At 71.5% G+C, this 19346-nt stretch carries 20 protein-coding genes; 6 read left to right on the forward strand and 14 right to left on the reverse strand.

Going from position 1 to position 19346, the window contains the following annotated elements:
• Positions 1-3: 3 nt before the first annotated feature.
• The gene (locus ACHAAC_RS08520; protein ID WP_435715697.1) at positions 4-780 is read right to left on the reverse strand and encodes an SDR family NAD(P)-dependent oxidoreductase; all 777 of its coding nucleotides are present in this window, start codon (positions 778-780) and stop codon (positions 4-6) included.
• A 457-nt stretch (positions 781-1237) separates the two neighbouring features.
• Here ACHAAC_RS08520 and ACHAAC_RS08525 point away from each other — a divergent pair, with 457 nt between their 5' ends.
• The 3 genes from ACHAAC_RS08525 to ACHAAC_RS08535 all read left to right on the forward strand — a co-directional run bounded on the left by ACHAAC_RS08525 (position 1238) and on the right by ACHAAC_RS08535 (position 6234).
• Positions 1238-2116, forward strand: coding sequence for a LysR family transcriptional regulator (locus ACHAAC_RS08525; RefSeq protein ID WP_435715698.1), 879 nt, complete (start codon positions 1238-1240; stop codon positions 2114-2116).
• 194 nt (positions 2117-2310) lie between these two features.
• Positions 2311-3687, forward strand: a complete 1377-nt coding sequence (locus tag ACHAAC_RS08530; protein WP_435715699.1) for an MFS transporter — start codon at positions 2311-2313, stop codon at positions 3685-3687.
• Positions 3688-3924: 237 nt separating this feature from the next.
• A complete protein-coding gene (locus tag ACHAAC_RS08535; protein WP_435715700.1) occupies positions 3925-6234 on the forward strand; it encodes a DEAD/DEAH box helicase in 2310 nt (769 codons plus the stop codon).
• A 6-nt stretch (positions 6235-6240) separates the two neighbouring features.
• Here ACHAAC_RS08535 and ACHAAC_RS08540 read toward each other — a convergent pair whose 3' ends face one another.
• The 10 genes from ACHAAC_RS08540 to ssd form a co-directional block, all read right to left on the reverse strand.
• Complete coding sequence (locus tag ACHAAC_RS08540; protein WP_435715701.1) at positions 6241-6561, reverse strand: DUF202 domain-containing protein; 321 nt, start codon at positions 6559-6561, stop codon at positions 6241-6243.
• On the reverse strand, positions 6558-6905 hold the full coding sequence (locus ACHAAC_RS08545) for a YidH family protein (RefSeq protein ID WP_435715702.1): 348 nt from the start codon (positions 6903-6905) through the stop codon (positions 6558-6560). Before ACHAAC_RS08545 ends, ACHAAC_RS08540 begins: the two co-directional genes overlap by 4 nt.
• 41 nt (positions 6906-6946) lie before the next feature.
• Complete coding sequence (locus tag ACHAAC_RS08550; RefSeq protein WP_435715703.1) at positions 6947-7309, reverse strand: Rv3654c family TadE-like protein; 363 nt, start codon at positions 7307-7309, stop codon at positions 6947-6949.
• Entirely contained in the window at positions 7306-7656 is a 351-nt protein-coding gene (locus ACHAAC_RS08555; RefSeq protein ID WP_435715704.1) for a TadE family type IV pilus minor pilin, read from the reverse strand. Before ACHAAC_RS08555 ends, ACHAAC_RS08550 begins: the two co-directional genes overlap by 4 nt.
• Positions 7653-7907, reverse strand: coding sequence for a DUF4244 domain-containing protein (locus tag ACHAAC_RS08560; protein ID WP_435715705.1), 255 nt, complete (start codon positions 7905-7907; stop codon positions 7653-7655). The genes ACHAAC_RS08555 and ACHAAC_RS08560 overlap by 4 nt, the downstream gene beginning before the upstream one ends.
• Positions 7908-7961: 54 nt before the next feature.
• Positions 7962-8138, reverse strand: coding sequence for a DUF4244 domain-containing protein (locus ACHAAC_RS08565; protein ID WP_435715706.1), 177 nt, complete (start codon positions 8136-8138; stop codon positions 7962-7964).
• Positions 8139-8256: 118 nt separating this feature from the next.
• Positions 8257-8955, reverse strand: coding sequence for a type II secretion system F family protein (locus ACHAAC_RS08570; protein WP_435715707.1), 699 nt, complete (start codon positions 8953-8955; stop codon positions 8257-8259).
• The gene (locus ACHAAC_RS08575) at positions 8952-9767 is read right to left on the reverse strand and encodes a type II secretion system F family protein (protein ID WP_435715708.1); all 816 of its coding nucleotides are present in this window, start codon (positions 9765-9767) and stop codon (positions 8952-8954) included. The genes ACHAAC_RS08570 and ACHAAC_RS08575 overlap by 4 nt, the downstream gene beginning before the upstream one ends.
• Entirely contained in the window at positions 9764-10930 is a 1167-nt protein-coding gene (locus ACHAAC_RS08580; protein ID WP_435715709.1) for a TadA family conjugal transfer-associated ATPase, read from the reverse strand. Before ACHAAC_RS08580 ends, ACHAAC_RS08575 begins: the two co-directional genes overlap by 4 nt.
• Positions 10927-11967 (reverse strand): septum site-determining protein Ssd, encoded by a 1041-nt coding sequence (gene ssd, locus ACHAAC_RS08585; protein ID WP_435715710.1) that lies wholly within the window; start codon positions 11965-11967, stop codon positions 10927-10929. Before ssd ends, ACHAAC_RS08580 begins: the two co-directional genes overlap by 4 nt.
• 137 nt (positions 11968-12104) lie before the next feature.
• Between ssd and ACHAAC_RS08590 the strand changes: the two genes are divergently transcribed.
• Positions 12105-12950 (forward strand): HAD family hydrolase, encoded by an 846-nt coding sequence (locus ACHAAC_RS08590; protein WP_435715711.1) that lies wholly within the window; start codon positions 12105-12107, stop codon positions 12948-12950.
• Between the two features lie 325 nt (positions 12951-13275).
• Here the strand turns inward: ACHAAC_RS08590 and ACHAAC_RS08595 are convergent, their stop codons facing one another.
• The 3 genes from ACHAAC_RS08595 to ACHAAC_RS08605 are packed head-to-tail and all read right to left on the reverse strand — an operon-like array spanning position 13276 to position 16884.
• Entirely contained in the window at positions 13276-14079 is an 804-nt protein-coding gene (locus ACHAAC_RS08595; RefSeq protein ID WP_435715712.1) for an FkbM family methyltransferase, read from the reverse strand.
• Positions 14076-15446 (reverse strand): O-antigen ligase family protein, encoded by a 1371-nt coding sequence (locus tag ACHAAC_RS08600; protein ID WP_435715713.1) that lies wholly within the window; start codon positions 15444-15446, stop codon positions 14076-14078. Before ACHAAC_RS08600 ends, ACHAAC_RS08595 begins: the two co-directional genes overlap by 4 nt.
• 7 nt (positions 15447-15453) lie before the next feature.
• A complete protein-coding gene (locus ACHAAC_RS08605) occupies positions 15454-16884 on the reverse strand; it encodes a polysaccharide biosynthesis tyrosine autokinase (protein ID WP_435715714.1) in 1431 nt (476 codons plus the stop codon).
• Between the two features lie 242 nt (positions 16885-17126).
• Between ACHAAC_RS08605 and ACHAAC_RS08610 the strand changes: the two genes are divergently transcribed.
• Complete coding sequence (locus ACHAAC_RS08610; RefSeq protein WP_435715715.1) at positions 17127-18086, forward strand: NAD-dependent epimerase/dehydratase family protein; 960 nt, start codon at positions 17127-17129, stop codon at positions 18084-18086.
• Positions 18087-18090: 4 nt separating this feature from the next.
• Complete coding sequence (locus ACHAAC_RS08615; protein WP_435715716.1) at positions 18091-19296, forward strand: glycosyltransferase family 4 protein; 1206 nt, start codon at positions 18091-18093, stop codon at positions 19294-19296.
• Positions 19297-19346: the final 50 nt, after the last annotated feature.

The following is a 19346-nucleotide window of genomic DNA, read 5'->3' on the forward strand; positions in this document are numbered from 1 at the left end:
TCATCACGCCCCACCGTCCTCCGCACCCATCGCGTCGGAGATCACCTTGAGACCCACGTGCGCCAAGGTTCCGCCATCGACCGGGATGTCCGCTCCGGAAAGCCAAGCGGACTCATCGGACAGCAAGAAGCTCACCAGCGGTGCGACGTCATCGGGAGTCCCGACCCTGCCCATCGGCACGATGCTGACCCAGGCGTCGATGAAATGTTCCGGCGTCCGGGTCTGCATGGGCGTCTCGATGTAGCCGGGCATGATGCTGTTGACGCGGATTCCAGCGCTCCCCAGCTCCATGCTGGCGATGCGCGACAGTCCCCGCAGTGCCCACTTGCTCACTCCGTAGCCGGCGGCCAGGTGTGCCCCTGCACCGGCGACCGAGCCGATGTTGACGATCGACCCGCCCTCGGTCATCAGCGGGGCGAGCGCCTGAATTCCCAGCATCGGCCCCGTCGCGTTGACGGCCAGCAACGCGTTCCAGTCCTCAAGGCTCACATGCTGCAGACGCCCTGACTGACCCCGGGACCGAAGGATCCCGGCGTTGTTCACCAGTCCATGGACCGGCCCGTGCCGGTCCTGAAGTGTCCGGGCGAGCACGCCCCACTCCTGGGGGGAGGTGACGTCGAGCCGGTGGAACTCCGCACCCGGCGGCAGCTCGTCGACAGGCTCAATGACATCGGTGACCACGACCCGGGCATCATGAGCGGCGAGCACGGCGGTCACACACCTCCCCAGGCCGCCGGCCCCGCCGGTGAGCACCACGGTCTTGTCAGCCAGACTCGTCATCACTGCTCTCCTCCATCTTGGATGCCTCAACCGAGTGATGTGGCCGACTTTCGCCGGCCGAATCGAACCTAGGCGGCCGGATCCGGGCCGTCTAACTCCCATTTCTTCTGTCCCTCATAGGCGGCACTTATCCTCGAGATGGTTCGACGCCGTGGGGCACTGATGACGTGGCAGCATGCGGTCTGCTCCGCCGTCCAGTCGTCAACGTCAAGTCCACGAGGCCAGCACGACCGTGACCAGCGGCTCCGTGCGCGTCGCCAGCATCCAGGCGCGGCGTCGCGGAGGCTCGGACGTCGGACCCGCCGGGCGCGATCTTCCGGCGCCCTCCCTCCCCCGCGGCGCAAGCGTCTTCTCCCGGTGTTGCCGCCTCGGCCGAACCCGGCCAGCATCGAGCCATCCACAGCGACCGAGCAGCGGCACTCCGCACTCGATCGCCCCAGCGACGGAGGAAGACTCCATGGAAGTTCGACAGGCTCGCCATTTTCTGGCCATCGTGGACCACGGGACAACAGGGCGAGCGGCGGCAACGCTGCACGTGACCCAGCCTGCGCTGTCGCAGTCGATCGTGGCACTCGAGCGGGAGCTGCGAGCCCAGTTGTTCGTCCGCTCGACCCGCGGCATGACGTTGACCTCTGCCGGCGAGACCTTGGTCCAACCGGCTCGGAGCCTGATCGAGTCCTCGGTCCGGGCCATCGCTGCGATCGAAGGAAGCATGGATGTCCCTCGCGGTGAGCTGACCCTTGCCGTGACGCCCGCGTTGGCGTCAACTCCCGTCTCTCCCTGGGTCGCCCGTTTCCGAGCGCGCTACCCGCACGTGATGGTGCGCCTGCTCGCCTACTACGGCGACGAGAGCGTCGAGACGTTCTTCGACCGCCACGGCGTCGAGCTCCTCGTCACGTTCGACGGCGCCCCAGGTGCCGACCGGGTGCGGTGCGTGGAGGGTGGTGCACAAGAGATGGTCGTTGCTCTCCCGCCGGGCATGCCTGTCGGTGAGGGCCCGACCGTTCGACTCGACCAGATCGCGCACCTCCCGTTCGCCGTGGCCCCTCCGAACACTTCCATGAGGCGGCTCCTGCTTGCTGCGTTCGAGCAGATCGGCGCCCCGCTCCACGTCTCGGTGGAGTCACCGTTCATGGACGCACTGCCCAGCCTGGTCGCGGCCGGCGCCGGTGCCGCGATCCTGCCTGCCGAGACGGCAGGCACCCTGCGAGCAGCCGGGTCAGTCGTCAAGCATCCGGATCCGCCGATCAACCGGCACTACTACCTCTACTACTCCGAGCACCATCTCTCCTACGCCGCTCAAGCGTTCGTTCGAACGGTCTTGTCGGGCCTGTGACGGTCGGTCGAGGTCCCCGGACCCACACGCTATAAGGACCGGCTATGGGGGCCCTAGGCAGATTCGATTGGATGTGGGCCACCTCACAGCCCCACGATGTAGCAGCCCGGAACCCATCCCCTGTCGTCCACTGAGATCGTCGGACGCTCACTGGGACACCGCTCCGGCCCGCCACTACCAACGAGGTGCTTAGCGTGGACTCAGAACGCGAGACAGTCCGATCCCCACACAGTGGCGAAACGGCAGCTCCGATACAACGGACCAAGAAGGACACACGTCGGGTTGCTACCGCTAGCACCATCGGCACGGCGATCGAGTACTACGACTACTTCATCTTCGGCACGGCCGCGGCGACGGTCTTTCCGGCACTCTTCTTTCCTGCTTTCAGCCCTGCGGCGGGAACGTTGGCGGCCTTCGCTGCCTTCGGTGCCGGATTCCTGGCTCGCCCGCTCGGCGCTGCCGTCGCCGGACACTACGGCGACCGCATCGGCCGCAAGACCATGTTGGTCATCACGCTGTTGGTCATGGGTGTCGCGACGTTCCTCATCGGCCTTCTGCCGCCCTACAGCGCCATCGGCGTCTGGGCGCCGGTGATGCTCGTCGTACTCCGACTCGCCCAAGGTTTTGGAGTCGGCGGTGAGCTCCCTGGCGCACAACTGATGTGCGTGGAACACGCGCCGCCAGGACGTCGGGGCTTCTTCGGAAGCTGGCCACAGAGTGCGTCGCCGATCGGTCTGGCCATGTCGACCGGAGCCTTTCTCATCATGAGCGCCGCGGTGTCGGACGAGCAGTTCACCCACTGGGGGTGGCGGGTGCCGTTCCTGCTGACAGGCGTCTTGGTGGGGGTGGGGATGTTCATCCGGTTGAAGACGCACGAGACCCCGGAGTTCGAGCGCATGCGCGAGCAGAGCGCCCGGGAGAAGATGCCGATCACGGTGTTCTTCCGCGACGCGCGGTTCCAGGCCATGCGCGGGATCGGCATGTACCTCGGCGTCACGGTCGTCTACTACGTGGTCACGACCTTCTTGATCGCGTACGCGACCGGCACCCTGGCCATGCCACGCACGACAGTGTTGTTCGTGATCCTGGCGACCCAGCCGTTCTTCTTCGCCATCTGTCTCGGCGGCGGCGCGCTGTCTGACCGATTCGGGCGGCGATCGATCTACGTGATCGGCACCCTCACCACCGGGGTCGTCGCGTTCCCAGCCTTCGCGCTCATCGATCGGGCGACCCCGGTCTCACTCTTCTTGGGCATCCTGCTGCTCGGAGGGTTCCTGTTCCTCTACGTCGGTGTCCAAGGCGCGTTCTTTGCCGAGCTGTTCGATGTCCAGATCCGCTACACCGGGACGTCACTGTCGATCGGCATCGCAACGCTCGTGGGAGGGGCGTTCACCCCTGCGGTAGGAACACTGCTCGCTGAACGCTTCGGCAGCGTCGGCGTCGCGTTCCTTGTCCTCGGCGTCTCACTCATCGCCGCAACCGCCGCATGGGTCGGGGGAGAGGATCGGGCCGCGGCACAGCGGGAGCTCGGGGCGCCGGTGCCCGCCCGTCCGTCGGGCCAGATTTCCTGACGGGTCCGATGTCCGGAGGCGTACTGCCTCGGAACGGTGGGGCCTTGCTGGTCGTCGGCTCGGGTGTCCTGCATCCGGCGACCAGCCCGGCCCGGACGTGAACGGCTGTCGCTCGCATCGTCGACCTCAACCAGCTCAGCGCGCTCGCCAGGTTCATCGTTGGAGCCGGACGAAGCCTGTCCACGGGCCGTGACTCCGCAGCGACGCCAGACCACCACGTCTGCCACACTTCGCCCGGTGGACCCGGTCGAGCTGCTGACGCACCACGCGGACCGGCTCACGCACGTCGAGCACCGCCCGGCGCAGCCGGCCCGGCACGTGCCCTGGCCCACGTGGGTGGAGCCGCGGGTCCGTGACGTGCTCGTCGCCGAGGGCGCCGAGCAGCTGTGGTCCCACCAGGGCGAGGCGCTGGAGCACCTGCGAGCGGGGCGCGACGTCGTGGTGGCCACCGGGACCGCCTCGGGCAAGTCCCTGGTCTTCCAGGTCCCGGCGCTGGACGCGCTGGCCCGGGGGCGGTCCGGGGCCGCGCTGCACGGGCACCGTACCCCGACGGTCCTCTACCTCGCACCGACCAAGGCGCTGGCTGCCGACCAGCTCAGGCGTCTGCACCCCGCCCGGGAGCTGGTCAGGGCTGCGACGGTCGACGGTGACAACTCCCGCGAGGAGCGGGTCTGGGCACGTGACCACGCCGACTACGTCCTCACCAACCCGGACACGCTGCACCACTCCCTGCTGCCGGGGCACGAGCGCTGGAGTCGGCTGCTGCGGGGGCTGCGCTACGTGGTGGTGGACGAGTGCCACCACTACCGGGGCGTCTTCGGTGCCCACGTCGCGCACGTCCTGCGCCGGTTGCTGCGACTGTGCGAGCACCACGGCAGCAGCCCCCAGGTGGTCCTGTCGTCGGCGACGATCGCGCAGCCCGGGGACTTCGCTCGACGGCTCGTCGGGCGTGACGTGGTCGCCGTGGAGGAGGACGGGTCCCCGCGGGCGCGCCGGACCATCGCGCTGTGGGAGCCGCCCCTCATCGGTGCCGCACACGCCTCCCAGCCCCCCGTCCGCCGCTCGGCCACGACCGAGGCCGCGCAGGTGCTGACCGACCTGGTCGTGGGTCGGACCCGGACGCTCACCTTCGTGCGGTCGCGGCGCGGGGCCGAGCAGGTGGCCACCATCGCCCAGGAGCTGCTCGGCGAGGTGGACCCCGAGCTGCGCGGCCGCGTGGCGACGTACCGCGGCGGCTACCTGCCGGAGGAGCGCCGCGCACTGGAGGAGCGCCTCCGCTCCGGAGACCTGCTCGGCCTGGCCACGACCAACGCACTGGAGCTCGGGATCGACGTCTCCGGCCTCGACGCCGTCCTGACGGTCGGCTTCCCCGGCACCCGCGCCGCGCTCCACCAGCAGCTGGGCCGCGCCGGTCGCTCCGGTCGTGAAGCGCTCGGCGTGCTGATCGCCAGGGACGACCCGCTCGACACCTATCTCGTGCACCATCCCGAGGCGCTGCTGGGCGCCCCCGTGGAGGCCACGGTCTTCGATCCCGACAACCCGTACGTCCTGGGCCCCCACCTGGCCGCCGCCGCGCAGGAGCTTCCGCTGCGCGAGAGCGACCTCGAGCGTTTCGGCCCGCGGGCACGCGAGGGCGTGGACGCGCTGGAGCAGGCCGGCTGGCTGCGACGTCGGTCCGCAGGATGGTTCTGGACCCGTCGCGACCGGGCCAGCGACCTGGCCGACCTCCGCTCGGCCGGGGGCTCCCCGGTGCAGATCGTCGACGCCGACACCGGCCGGCTCATCGGCACCGTGGACGCCGGCACGGCCGACTCCGCCGTGCACGAGGGGGCCGTCTACGTCCACCAGGGCGAGGTGCACGTCGTGGACGAGTACGACGTCGACGAGGGGGTGGCCGTCGTGCACGTCGGGGACCCGGAGCACACCACGGCTGCCCGGTCCACCACCGAGATCTCGATCATCGACGACGAGCGCAGGCACGACTGGGGCGACGCGGCCATCACCACGGGCACCGTCGACGTCACGACCCAGGTGGTCTCCTTCTCTCGCCGGACGCGAACCGGGACGCTCCTGTCGGAGGAGCCGCTCGACCTGCCGGAGCGGACGCTGCGGACGCGGGCCGTCTGGTGGACGTTGCGGCTCGGTGCCGTGGCCGACGCCCTCGGGGACGGCGATCTCGGCGGGGCCGCCCACGCGGCCGAGCACGCCGCCATCGGGCTGCTGCCACTGCTGGCCACGTGCGACCGCTGGGACATCGGCGGCGTGTCCACGGCGATGCACGCGGACACCGGCACGCTGACGGTCTTCGTCTACGACGGCTACCCGGGCGGCGCGGGTTTCGCCGAGCGCGGGTTCGACGTCGCAGCCCGGTGGCTGCAGGTGACGCGTGAGGCCATCGCGGCCTGTGAATGCGTCAATGGCTGCCCCTCGTGCGTGTACTCCCCCAAGTGCGGCAACGGCAACGAGCCGCTCGACAAGGCCGGAGCCGTTCGACTCCTCGACGCCCTGCTGGCCGGCGCGCCCGCCCGGGAGAGACGGGCCGGCTGAGCGGTCTCAGGAGGCGGCCACCACCAGCGCGACGAGCTCCAGCAGGCACAGGACGGCGACGGCGGTCGCCAGGGCGGCGGTGTGGCCCGCGGCACGAGAGCGGCGACGAGGACGCAGGCCCGTGCGGTCGAGATAGGTCCTCCTGCCCTCCACCAGGACCCAGGCGGCCAGGCCGAAGGCGAAGGCCGCGCCGACGAGGGCCCACGCCCCCAGCACTTCGTAGGAGAGCCGGACGACCAGCAGGCTGCCGGCCATCAGGGCGAGCGCCGTGCGCTGCCACGACAAGGCGGTCCGCTCTCGCTGCAGGCCGGGAGGGACCGGTGTCATCGCCCGACCAGCACGACCACGGCCATGATCGCGACGACCAGGGCCACGACGACACCCAGACCACCTCCGGGGAGCGACTGCGACAACCGCATGCGCCGCTCCGTGCGCGCCCAGCGGAACCAGGCGGCGACGGAGATCACCAGCGCGAGGCTGACCAGCAGGATCCCCAGCACGAGCTGGACGGTGGGCGAGAGCCCCAGGTCGACGGCATCCACGGCGACCCCGGCAGCGAGCATCGCGAGCGCCGTACGGGTCCAGGCCAGGAGCGTGCGCTCGTTGGCGAGGGTGAACCGGTAGTCGGGCTCGTCCCCCGCCTGGTAGATCCACCCGGGCCAGCGGTCCATGGGGTCATGCTAGGCCGTGGGGTGGATCGCTCGGCCTCCGGTCACGGCAGGACGTAGGACGTCGGGGTCGCGCGGGCGTCCTGGGTCGTGATCCATTGCCCGCCCCACCAGGGGGTGGACTCCAGACGTGTGGTGACGGTGGCGACGTCGAGATCCATGCGGCACGTCTGCAGCCTCGCGTGGTTGCGACGGGCGATGACCTCGGCCGCGGCGCAGCCGTCGTCACCGCCGACGCTGGCCCGACTGGCGGCGAGGGCCGCGAGGTCCGCCGCGGACGCCGCCCGGTGCCGCAGCTGGACCAGCGCCACGACCTGCACGAGGAGCAGCGCGACGACGGCCAGGCCCACGACGACCCAGATGCCGTGCACGGAGACCGCCCCGCGCTGCGCGGACGCGATCCTCACGGTGCCTCGTCCGCGGCCACCGCGGCGGACGACAGCCGGTGCGATCCCACCTCGCGCAGACCCGGCAGCGGGAGCCGCGACGAGGCCTCGATCCTCACCTCCACGAGACCGTCCTTCCGCTCGACCACGACCGCGGCGCCTGCAGGCGCGAGGCGACGTGCGGTCGCGGTGGCCGACTCGACCGTCTCTCCCCGCGCCACGAGACGCGCGGCCTCCCGGGACGCGTCGACCAGGCGCACCTGGGTGACCCCGAGGGACACGATCCACAGCAGCAGCAGCGCGAGGGCGACACCGAACGGTGCGATGGTGGCGAGCTCGGCCGTGACCATCCCTCGCTCGCGCCTCATGGTGTGTACCTGAAGTACGGCCGGGGCGAGCCCAGCAGGTCCAGGAACGCCGTCGGGTCCAGGGCTCGCAGGATGATGTCCCGCACGATGTCGAGGAACCAGTCGTCCGCACCGAGATGCGCGAGCACACCCGCGAGGGTGCAGGCACCGAGCGTGCCGACGGTGTACTCCGCCGTGGTCATGCCTTCCTCGCCACGACGGGCCGCCGCACGCAGTGCGGCGCGAGGAGGGTGGGGGTGGGACTTGCTCATGGGCTCTCCTTCCCGGTCGGCGGGCCGGCCGGGAAGGGCCGGCCCGCACACCCCTCAGAACGGCAGCAGCGACGGGATGTTGCCGAGCACGTCCCGCACGAGGTCGCCGAACCAGTCGGACTGGCCGATCTTGACCAGCACGCCGCCGACGGTGCAGGCACCGAGCGTGCCGACGGTGTACTCGGCCGTGGTCATGCCGCGCTCGGAGCGCGGACGCAGGAACTTCTTCATGGGTGGTCCTCTCGAATCGAAACTGACACCGGAAGATCGCGTCGGCGAGCGTCACCCGGTCAACAACGCGCCAGGGCTGTGGACACACGGGCGCCGGGTGCCAGCCTGTGGAGGACCCTCAGAAGAGCTCCAGGCCCGAGACGACGCCGATGATGGTCGGCACGACGCCCACCAGGAAGAACGCCGGCAGGAAGCAGGCACCGAGCGGGGCCGCGGTCCGCACGCCCACGCGACGGCTGCGCTCTCTCGCCGTGGAACGGCGTGTACGGCGCGCCTCCACGGCCACCGAGGCCACGACCCGCGCGACCGGCATGCCCGAGACCTCGGCCCGTCCGAAGGCGCGCCCGACCGGTCCGAGCACCCGGTGCTCGGCCAGCAGCGCCCAGACCGCGCGTGGCTCACCTCCCGACTCGAGCCGGGCCGTCACGAGACGGAGCTCGCGGGCCAGCGGGTCCTCCACGACGTCGGCGACGAGAGCGAGCGCCGCCACCGGCGGCCTGCCCGCGTCCAGGGCGGCCACCACGAGGTCCAGCGCAGCGGGCAGCCGGCTCACCATGGCCTCGTCCTGGCGGCGCCGCGCGGCCGTCTCCAGCCCGGCCACGGTCGTTCGCACCACGGGCGTGAGGGCGGCGGCCACCAGCAGGCCGAGCCACAGGCCGAGCACGACCAGGCAGAGCACCGGCACCGTGATCGTGACGAGTCCCACCGGGCCCGGCCGACGCCGAGGGGGCGTGCGGTCGAGGACGACACGGGTCCGACGCGCGGAGGTCGGGGGCACGAGCAGCCAGACGGTGATCCCGGCCAGGATCGCGCTCACGGTGGAGCCTGTGCCCCGGCGACGATGCGTTCGACCCACCAGGTCCCCAGGCACGCCATCGCCGCCCCGGCGGCCAGGCACAGGGCTCCCGGGACGGTCCGGGTCAGCAGGTGCACCGGGTCGGCACCCATGCCGGCGCCGAGCCCGAGGCCCAGGACGGGGAGCATCGCCATGAGCCGTCCGGTGGCCCGTGCAGGGGCGGCCTCGGTCGCCACCTCGCGGACGAGGTCGAGGTCGTCCCGCACGGTGTCCGCGATCTGCTCGACGACGTCGGCCATGGGAGCACCCGCCCGTTCCGCGACGGCCCATCCCGCAGCGAGTGCGGCCCACGCGGCGGCGCCGGGCTGGGTTGCCGCCGCCCGCAGCGCCGAGGGCACGTCGCCCCCCTCGGCCGCCGCGCGACGCACCGGCCGCAGGGAGTCGGTGGCGGTCGCCGCGGAGAGCAGGGCGTGGCTCGCCAGGATGCCGCCCCGCAGCTCTGCCGCCAGCAGGTCCAACGCTCCGCACACCTCCACACGCGTCGCCTCACGACGCGCGCGCTGACGCTGTGCCCGGACCTGCTGCAGGACGAAGAGGGCGACGCCCGCCACGGTCACGGCCGCCAGGGCGGGCGCCGTCGCATCGATGGCCAGGACGAGGATCGTCACCGGCACCAGGGCGGCGAGCTGGGCTGCGCGACTCGACGGGAGCCTGCGCCCTCGGCCCCGGCCCGGCAGGCGCAGCCGGGTGGCGACCGACCAGGCCGCCGGGGGACGCCAGGACAGCACGGCGACCATGGCGCACGACGCCGCGAGGGCGCCCCACGCGTTCACGACGCCCGCGCACAGATGGCGCGCAGCCGCTCGTGCCCCGGGCCGGGGACCAGGGCACCGTGATCGAGCCGGAGTCCGGGAACGACGGTCACGAGCCCGTCCGCGGTCGTCTCGAGCACCGCGATCTCCTCGAGTCGTCGGGTCCCTCCCGGATGTCGACCGAGGTGCAGCACGACGTCCACGCTGGCGGCGAGCTGACTGTGCACGGCCTCCCGGGTGAGCCCGGCGGCCACCCCGAGGGCCTCGAACCGGGCCGGGACATCGGCAGCGGAGTTCGCGTGCAGGGTGCCGCAGCCGCCCTCGTGACCCGTGTTGAGCGCTGCGAGCAGGTCGACGACCTCGGCCCCACGGACCTCGCCCACGACGAGCCGATCGGGCCGCATCCGCAGCGCCTGGCGCACCAGGTCCCGGACGGTGACCAGGCCGGACCCCTCGATGTTGGCCGGACGCGCCTCGAGCCCGACGACGTGAGGGTGCGCCGGACGCAGCTCCGTGGCGTCCTCGACGACCACGATCCGCTCCTGCGGGCCGACCGCGGCGAGCATCGCCGAGAGCAGCGTGGTCTTGCCCGACCCCGTGCCACCGGTGATGACGAAGGCCGCCCTCGCGGCCAGCAGCCGCTCGACCCACTGTCGGGCGTCACCCGAGAGGGTGCCGACGCGCTCCAGCGCGTCGAGGTCGAAGGAGCGCCGTGCGGGCACGCGCAGCGAGATGAGCGTCCCCGGCCTCGCCAACGGGGCCAGCACGGCGTGCAGCCGGGTGCCGTCGGGCAGCCGAGCGTCCACCCACGGGCTCGCGTCGTCCAGCCTCCTCCCTGCACGGGCGGCGAGGCGCTGGGCCAGGCGACGAACGGCCGCCTCGTCACCGAGGACGACGTCGACCTGCTCCAGACCGTTGCCGCGGTCGAGGTGGACCGCCCCGGCACCGTTGACGAGCACGTCCGTCACGCCCTCGGTACCGAGCAGGGGCTCGAGGGCACCGGCCCCGCGCGTCTCACCACGCAGTGCGTCGACGATCGCGAGGACGGTGGCGCTGCCGTGCAGGCCGGCCTCGGCCCGCAACGCCGCGGCGACCGTCTGGGGCGTCGGTTCGGTGGTGTCGGCAGCGAGGCGTCGACGCACCCGGTCCATGAGCCCGGGGTCCGTGGCCGTCGTCTCGCTCATGGCGCCGCCAGCCCGAGCAGGTCGAGCACGGCGTCGGTCGACCTGGCGAGGGACCGCGACGTGCGCGGCCCGAACCCCTGCTCGACCGATGCGCGAAGCCGCCGGTCCGGGCGCAGACGGCCCAGGACGGGGCGGGCGAGCGTACGTTCCACCAGGGCGGGCCCGGGCCCGCCCGACCGTGCCACGCACAGCACGGCGATGGACGTGGTCAGTCCGCCGAGGGTCTCCAGCAGGGCCCGCGCCGCACCGAGGGCCCTGGTCTCCTCGGGGACGAGCACGACGCTGCAGACCGACCGCCCGACCACCTCGGCGGTGGCGCTGCCACCGTGACGCGGGGCGTCTGCGACGACCACGTCGAAGCCGCGGGTGGCGGCTCCGAGCACCGCAGTCAGTGCCGTCGGCTCCGTGACCGGCTCGTCCCGGGACCAGGTCAGCGCGGCCAAGCCGTCGTGACGGGGGAGGACCTGGGCCAGCGACCCGGCCGAGAGTGTGCCGTCCGCACCGGCGAGGCCCTGCCATCGTGCACCGTCGGCCTCCTCGGCCCCCAGCACGAGGTCCAGACCGCCGCCGAGGGGGTCGAGGTCGAGCACCGCCGCGTCCAGACCCCGCCGCACGGCCCGTGCTCCCAGCGCCGCCGTGAAGACGGACCCGCCGGCGCCGCCGACCGCACTGATGACGGTGACCAGGCATCCCTCACCACGACCGTCCACCGACCGCGCGAGGGCCTCCAGCGCGACGGTCTCGTCAGCGCTGGAGACGACCTCCACCGCACCGAGGGCCACGGCCGCCGCCCAGACGCGCTCGCCCGGGCGGCCGTCGTCGACGACGAGCACGTGGTCGCGCCGGGCCAGCCCGGCGGCGGCCAGCTCAGGTGCGAGATCGGCACCGACGACGACCAGCGCAGCACTGCGCCAGGACCGTCGCGCGCCGATGACGTCGGCCGCGGTGTGCGGCGTCGTCCCGAGCGCGGCGCACCAGCGCAGGGCGTCCTCGAGGATCTGCGCGTCGGCGGTCGCGACCAGGGGCACGGCGTCCATGAGCCCACGATGTCGCCGCAGCGACGGCCTGCACAGGGTGGGCGCCGACGCCTGTGGACGACCGGGACGGGACGCCTCGCCCTGTGGATGGCCCCGGGCAGCCGGTGGGCGTCCCCGCACGCACCTATCCTGATCACGTGCCTCCCGACGCGCGACCCGGCCCCCGCTCCGCGGCCTTCTTCGACCTGGACAAGACGATCATCGCGCGATCGAGCACGCTCGCCTTCAGCAAGGCGTTCTTCGAGGGAGGCCTGCTGAGCCGCCGCGCCGTCCTGCGCAGCGCCTACGCCAATCTGGTCTTCGGCGCCCGTGGGGCCGACCACGACCGGCTCGAGCAGATGCGCACCTACCTCACGACGATGATCGCCGGGTGGGACGTCGAGGTCGTGCGCCGCTCCGTCCGCGAGACCCTGCACGAGATCGTCGACCCGATCGTCTACGCCGAGGCCGTGGACCTCATCGAGCACCACCGGGCGGCCGGGCGCGACGTCGTCATCGTCTCCGCGTCGGGCTCGGAGGTCGTCGAGCCCATCGGCGAGCTGCTCGGGATCGACGACGTCATCGCCACCACCCTCGTGGAGGACGACGACGGCCGCTACACCGGCGAGGTGGCCTTCTACGCCTACGGACCGCACAAGGCCACCGCCATGGAGCGCCTCGCCCGGGAGCGTGGCATCGACCTCACCGCGAGCTTCGCCTACTCCGACTCCGAGACCGACGTGCCGATGCTCGAGACCGTCGGTCACCCGTTCTGCGTCAACCCCGACCGGGCCCTGCGCACCATCGCGGAGGAGCGTGACTGGCCGATCCTGCGCTTCGAGCGTCCAGTGGGTCTGCGTCGCCGGCTCGGCCTCGGTGCCCGGACGGGTCTGGCCGCCGTCACCGTCGTGGCGGTCGCGACCGGGGTCGCGGTGACCCTCGCGGTGCGTCGACGTCGCCGGCCGGCAGGCCCGTTCGAGCGTCTGCGTGCCGCCGTCGCCTGATGCTCGGCGGCCACGGCGCCTTGTGAACTGGGTCACAGAACATTACGAGGGGGTAGGGGTGTCGCCCGGGGATTCCCGGGGCCACACTGAGGACACAACTTCACAGCCGGCCCAGCACCACGGCACCCACGCGGCGATCTCCCGTCCCAAAGGGCAGTCGCACTCGGGACAACCGCACCACTCAGGGACAGCGGCCCCGGGGCGATGATTTGACGAAGGCACGCTCGGTAGCCGAAACGCTGGACCCAGGCGGCGTCGCTCTCGCAGCGGCGCCGTCGTCCTGCGTGCCGGCCGTCCGGCACGGGCACGGCGAGGGGCCGCCCCCTCAGCCCTGCGCGAGCTCGTCCCGCGTGAACCAGGCCAGCCCGAGCCCGTCGTTGTAGCGGTCGCGACGCACCAGGTGCAGGCCGGACTGCTCCAGGCGGGCCCTCAGCTCCTCGAAGTCGTGACCGGGCAGCGCGTGGTACTCCATGACGACGCGGCGCACCCCCGCCCACACGTCCGGCGACGCGTTCAGCACGATGTCGTACTCGGCGCCCTCGGCATCCATCTTGAGGACGTCGACCTCACCGCCGGCCTCGCGCAGCACGTGCTCCAGGCTGACGCTGGGCACCTCGATGCTGACCGCGCCCTCCTCGCCGAGGTGCAGCACGCCGTTGTGGCCGCTGCCGGCACCGTTGTCGGCCATGACGAGGACCCCGGAGGCGGCGGCGACGGCTTGGTGGTGCACCGTCACGCAGTCGGCCAGGCCGTTCTGCTCGACGTTGCGGCTCAGGTACCGGCCGGTGGACGGCGTGGGCTCGTAGCAGTGCACCCGCGCACCCTCGTGCCGCGTCGCGAAGTCGAGGGAGAAGCAGCCGATGTGCGCGCCGATGTCGACGAGCACGGGTGTGTCACCCAGGCCCTGTCCGAACCACGTCATGGAGTACTCGTCCTCGGCGAAGACCTCGTACACCGGCACCCGTGCACCCGGCGCGTTCGGTCCGGTGACGATCAACCCACCGACGCGGTAGTCCAGCTCCTCGTCGCGTCCGACGATCGCGCGCAGCACGGCACGGCCGTTGTCGAAGGTCGCCAGCGTCTGGCGCGTGCGGCGGGCGGCGAAGCGGGATCGTCGCAGCAGGCTCATCGGGTCACCAGCTTCTCTCGTGGGGCCTCGGACACGTCATCGGTCTCGGACGGGGCGGCCAGCAGGAACGGCAGGGCCAGGACGCACCAGATGTAGCGATCCCACAGCAGCGGGGTGAGGGGACCGATGAGGATGTAGGCGACGGCCGGCAGGACCAGCACGTGGTAGCGAGGCGGCAGGCGCAGGCTCTGCATGACGACGGCACCGAGGAGCACGAGGTAGAAGCCGAGCACCGCCAGCCCCCCTGCTGCCGCGACCTGCAGGTAGATGTTGTGTGCGTCGAGGATCTCCACGGTGAAGCCACCGCCGAAGACCGGGTGGGCGAGGAACTGCTCCACCGCCCCCTGAGCCTCGAGCTCGCGCTGCTGGTCCGAGGCTGACGCCGTTCCAGCACCCAGGATGCGCCCGATCGTGTTGGTCTCGGCCTCACCCGACGTCAGGGCATTGCCCACGAACCAGATCCCGGCGATGCCGGCGCCGAACAACGCGAGTGCTGCCGGGATGGACCGCGCGACGACCGGGTACAGCACGCCGACGGCGACCGCCACCACGAGGGCGGCCCGGCTGCCGCTCACCCACACGCCGTAGGCACACACCCCGCCTGCCACGAGGACGGCCCAGTGCCACCGGCGCGGCAGCTCGCGCAGGAGGAAGGGGATCAGCGCCAGGGCGAGCATCGCGCAGAAGCCCAGGATGTTGACGTGCATGGACAACCCGAGGTGCCTGCCCTCGGACGTGACGGTGCCACGGGCCAGGCCGTAGCCCACGTTGGCGATGTTGCCCAGGACGTACGCCGTCGCGAGCAGCACGACGACCTGCCGACGGGGTCGCCACACGGCGAAGACCATCGGCAGCGCCAGGGCTCCCACCACGAGGCGCGCGATGATGTTCAGGCTCACGAAGGTCTCCGACGTCAGCATCGATGCGACGAGGCTCATCGCGAAGACGCCACCGGCACCCACGAGGAAGAAGGCCTGACCCTTCAGTGGTCGCGACACCAAGCCGGGGACCAGCAGGAGGATCCCGACGAGCAGGAGCAGGTCGGAGGCGGTGGCGAACCCTGCCCCGGGCACCGGGCGGACGGAGTTCATCGGCGCGGAGAAGAAGGCGAGAGCCAGCATGAGGGTGGCACAACGCTCGAGCCCGAGCACGAGGACGAGGGTCACGCCGACGATGAGGGCGAGGCCGGCCAGGGCGGCGAAGAGCGACCCGGTCGCGAGCGGGATCCAGACGTACAGCACGGCGATGACGAGGGCGGCGGGCACCGCGGCCACGAAGCGCCGCACCACGTCGTTGCGAGCCGCGACGAGATCACGGGTGAGCCGGGACCGGCGATCGGTCGAGCCAGCCTGACCGAGGGGGGACACGACCGACCTACCGCACCGCGCGGCGCTGCCCGCGACCGGCGAGGCGCGCCGTTCGCCTGGGCTCCGACGGGTCGGCCTCGGGGAGCGTGCCGTACCCGTATCCGTATCCGTACCCGTAGGCGTCGCCGTAGCTACCGGTGGAACGTCGCGGGGTGCGGTTGAGGATCGTGCCGAACAGGCGTCCACCGATGGTCTCGATGCGTGCGACGGCCAGGCGCAGCTGCTCGCGGGTCGTGGAGCCGTGCCGGACCAGCAGCAGGGCGCCGTCGACCTCCGCCATGAGGATGGAGGCATCGGCCACCGGCAGCATCGGCGGCGCGTCGATGATGACCGTGTCGAACTCCCGCCGGACCGAGGCCAGGAAGTCGCGCATAGCCTGCGTCTCCAGGACCTCAGCCGGGTTGGGCGGGGTGGGGCCGGTGCCGATGAAGCTCACGCCGCTGGAGTGCTCCTGGATGGCGCCGTGGAGGGTGGAGCGCCCGACGAGCACCGTGACGAGGCCGACGGAGTTCTCCAGCCCGAGCAGCCCGGCCACGTTGGGGTTGCGCATGTCGGCATCGATCAGCAGGACCGACTTGCCGGACTGCGCCATGGAGATGGCCAGGTTGGTGGCGACGAGCGTCTTGCCCTCGTCGGGAACGGCACTGGAGACGAGCAACGTCTGCCGGTTGGCGTCGAGGTTGGCGAACTGCAGGTTGGTGCGCAGCACCCGGAGCGCCTCGGCCAGCGACCCGGACCGGTCGGTGATCAACGGCTCCTTCTTCACGCCCGGCTCGTAGGGCAGCGTGGAGAGAACCGCGGTGCCGGTGACCTTCTCGACGTCCTGACGGGTCTTGACGGTGCGATCGAGCAGGTCCCGCAGGACCGATCCGGCCACCGCGAGGAAGATGCTGAGCAGGATGCCGATGCCCAGCACGAGCGGGATGTTGGGCGAGACGCGACTGTCGCTGATGCTGGCCGGGCTCGCGATCCGGGCCGCGAGGGCCGGGTCCGATGCGTCACCGGCCGGCGCCTCCAGCCGTTCCACGAGCGCAACGAGCTCCTCGCCGGCTGCCTCGGCGATCTGCTGGGCGCCCTCGGGCGTGTCAGAGCGGACCTCCACCTGGACGGTCTGGGTGGACGGGATGACCACGGCCTCGACCTTGTCCTGCAGGTCCTCATAGCTCTCGTCGAGCTCGAGGCGGTCGACGACCCGCTGCATCGTGGCAGGGTCGGTCGCGAGGTCGGCGTAGGACTCCACGCGCTGCGTCACGATGAAGGCGGCGGCGTAGTCGGCGTTGCCTCCGGTCGGCGACGACACGAACAGCTTGACGTCGGACCCGTACTGCGGCGCAGCGAGGAAGAGGTACAGGGCGGTGGCGACGCTGCCGAGCACGATCGTCGCGAGCCCGAACTTCCACCGCGCACGCAAGATGCCCAAGAACTGCCGCAGATCCACGAGAATTCCTCCAAGACGGACCGTCGGACGCCGCACGGTCGGGGGCGAGTCTATGCGAGGTCGAGCGATTTGGCTGCGACCCCGGCGAACTCACGGAGGTCCCGCCGGGAATCGCCTCGAGAAGGTCATCGACGGGCATCAGCGCGAAACTTTGTCCGATCACGCTCGTTAGATCCGGCACACCGTCCCCGAACAGCTCTCGGGTCGGCCACCCCGAAGACGACGAGAAGGTGTGAGATCTGATGACCATTCTGGTGACGGGCGCGGGAGGCTTCATCGGAGGCCACCTCGTCGCCGACCTGCTGAGCTCCGGCCGCTCCGTCCGCGCGGTCGACAAGAAGCCCGAGGGCGACTGGTACCAGGTGCACTCCGGCGCGGAGAACATGGTCGCCGACTGCGCCGACCCCACCGACGCGCACAAGATGGCGGTCGGCAGCGAGGAGATCTACAACCTCGCCGCCGACATGGGCGGCATGGGCTTCATCGAGAACAACAAGGCCGAGTGCATGCTGTCCGTGCTCACGAGCACCAACATGCTCGTCGCCGCACGCGACGCCGGCACCCGCCGCTTCTTCTACAGCAGCTCGGCCTGCGTCTATGCCGGCGACAAGCAGACGGACCCGAACGTGACGGCGCTCAAGGAGGCCGACGCCTATCCCGGGGATCCCGAGGACGGCTACGGCTGGGAGAAGCTGTTCAGCGAGCGCATGGCCCGCCACTTCCGCGAGGACTTCGGTCTGGAGACGCGCGTCGCCCGGTACCACAACGTGTACGGCCCCGAGGGGACCTACGACGGTGGTCGCGAGAAGGCGCCTGCCGCGCTGTCGCGCAAGGTCGCCCGGGCGAAGATGAGCGGCGACCACACGATCGAGATCTGGGGCGACGGTGAGCAGAGCCGCAGCTTCATGTACATCGACGACTGCGTCCGCGGCACCAAGGAGATCCTGGCCGGCGACAACGTCGAGCCCGTCAACCTCGGCTCGGCCGAGCTGGTGACCATCAACCAGATGGTCTCGATCCTGGAGGACATCGCCGGCATCACCCTCGAGCGCAGGTACAAGCTCGATGCGCCCCAGGGCGTGCGTGGCCGCAACAGCGACAACACGATGTTCGAGTCCATCTACGGGTGGGAGCCGTCGATCTCGCTGCAGGACGGCCTGGAGAGGACCTACTCCTGGATCCACGACGAGCTCAGCGCCTGAGCCGATGCGGATCGCCGTCCACGACTTCTCCGGTCACCCCTTCCAGGCCGAGCTCTCCCGCAGCCTCGCGGCCGCGGGACACGAGGTCGAGCACCTGCACGCCGAGCAGTACGTCTGCGGCAAGGGGCACCTGGAGAGGTTGCCCGAGGACGCGCCGAGCCTGCGGTTCACGGGAGTGCGTCTGAGCCTGCCGTTCCTCAAGTACTCGCCGCTGGCCCGGCTGCGGTACGAGGTGGGCTACGGCAGGGAGTGGATCCGGCGGACCCGGACGGGGGAGAGCGACGCCACGATCGCCTCCAACGTTCCGCTGATCTCCCACTTCCGCTGGGCCGTGTGGGCACGGCTGCGCGGGCACCCGTGGATCTTCTGGCACCAGGACATCTACAGCGCGGGCCTGGCCGACGAGGCCCGCGCACGGCTGCCCCGCCCGCTCGGCGCCCTCGCCGCCCGCGTCTTCGACCGGATGGAGCGGTTCTGCGCCCGCACCGCGGCCCACGTCGTCGCGATCGGGGACGGGTTCACCGAGACGTACCGTCGCTGGGGCGTCCCGACCGAGCGAGTGTCGGTCATCCCCAACTGGGCGCCACTGGACAAGGTCCATCCGACCGAGCGGGAGAACCATCGGACCGAGGAGATCTTCGCCCAGGACTGCGGCCTGAGGCTGCTCTACGCCGGGACGCTCGGCCGCAAGCACAACCCGATGCTGCTCGTCGACGCGGTGCGAGAGACCCGCGACCGTGGCGTCCCGGTGTGCCTCACGGTGGTCTCCGAGGGCGAGGCGGCCGACGACCTGGCGGCCGTCGCCGCAGCGGAGCCCGACCTCGGGCTGCGCGTGCTCCCCTTCCAGCCCGCCGCGGACCTGCCCTACGTCCTCGGGTCCGCGGACGTGCTCGTGGCCCTGCTCGAGCCGGACGCCACCGCGTTCTCCATCCCCAGCAAGGTGCTGTCCTACATGGCGGCGGGCCGTCCCATCCTGGGCCTCATGCCGCAGGACAACCCGGCCGCCGCGGACATCCTGGCCACGGGCGGGCACGTCGACGTCCCCACGTGCGACGGTGCTCGTGGCGCCGTGGAGTGGCTGGAGAAGCTGCACCACGACCCCGAGTCCGTCCAGGTCATCGGCTCCCGGGCTCGCACTGTCGCCGAGGAGAAGTTCCACCTGCCGACCATCACCGCACGCTTCGAGACCGTCCTGGCCTCGAGCACCTGAGCGGGACGCTCAGCGCGCCTTGGACGGTGCGCGACCCCGTGCGTTGGCTC

Source organism: Aeromicrobium sp. CF4.19 (assembly GCF_051262555.1).
Classification (GTDB): domain Bacteria; phylum Actinomycetota; class Actinomycetes; order Propionibacteriales; family Nocardioidaceae; genus Aeromicrobium.

Bases quoted from the DNA above. Each gene is read 5' to 3' on its own strand.
- ACHAAC_RS08520 (WP_435715697.1), bottom strand. From the start codon at position 780: ATGACGAGTCTGGCTGACAAGACCGTGGTGCTCACCGGCGGGGCCGGC.
- ACHAAC_RS08525 (WP_435715698.1), top strand. From the start codon at position 1,238: ATGGAAGTTCGACAGGCTCGCCATTTTCTGGCCATCGTGGACCACGGG.
- ACHAAC_RS08540 (WP_435715701.1), bottom strand. From the start codon at position 6,561: ATGACACCGGTCCCTCCCGGCCTGCAGCGAGAGCGGACCGCCTTGTCG.
- ACHAAC_RS08545 (WP_435715702.1), bottom strand. From the start codon at position 6,905: ATGGACCGCTGGCCCGGGTGGATCTACCAGGCGGGGGACGAGCCCGAC.
- ACHAAC_RS08555 (WP_435715704.1), bottom strand. From the start codon at position 7,656: ATGAGGCGCGAGCGAGGGATGGTCACGGCCGAGCTCGCCACCATCGCA.
- ACHAAC_RS08560 (WP_435715705.1), bottom strand. From the start codon at position 7,907: ATGAGCAAGTCCCACCCCCACCCTCCTCGCGCCGCACTGCGTGCGGCG.
- ACHAAC_RS08565 (WP_435715706.1), bottom strand. From the start codon at position 8,138: ATGAAGAAGTTCCTGCGTCCGCGCTCCGAGCGCGGCATGACCACGGCC.
- ACHAAC_RS08580 (WP_435715709.1), bottom strand. From the start codon at position 10,930: ATGAGCGAGACGACGGCCACGGACCCCGGGCTCATGGACCGGGTGCGT.
- ssd (WP_435715710.1), bottom strand. From the start codon at position 11,967: ATGGACGCCGTGCCCCTGGTCGCGACCGCCGACGCGCAGATCCTCGAG.
- ACHAAC_RS08595 (WP_435715712.1), bottom strand. From the start codon at position 14,079: ATGAGCCTGCTGCGACGATCCCGCTTCGCCGCCCGCCGCACGCGCCAG.
- ACHAAC_RS08610 (WP_435715715.1), top strand. From the start codon at position 17,127: ATGACCATTCTGGTGACGGGCGCGGGAGGCTTCATCGGAGGCCACCTC.
- ACHAAC_RS08615 (WP_435715716.1), top strand. From the start codon at position 18,091: ATGCGGATCGCCGTCCACGACTTCTCCGGTCACCCCTTCCAGGCCGAG.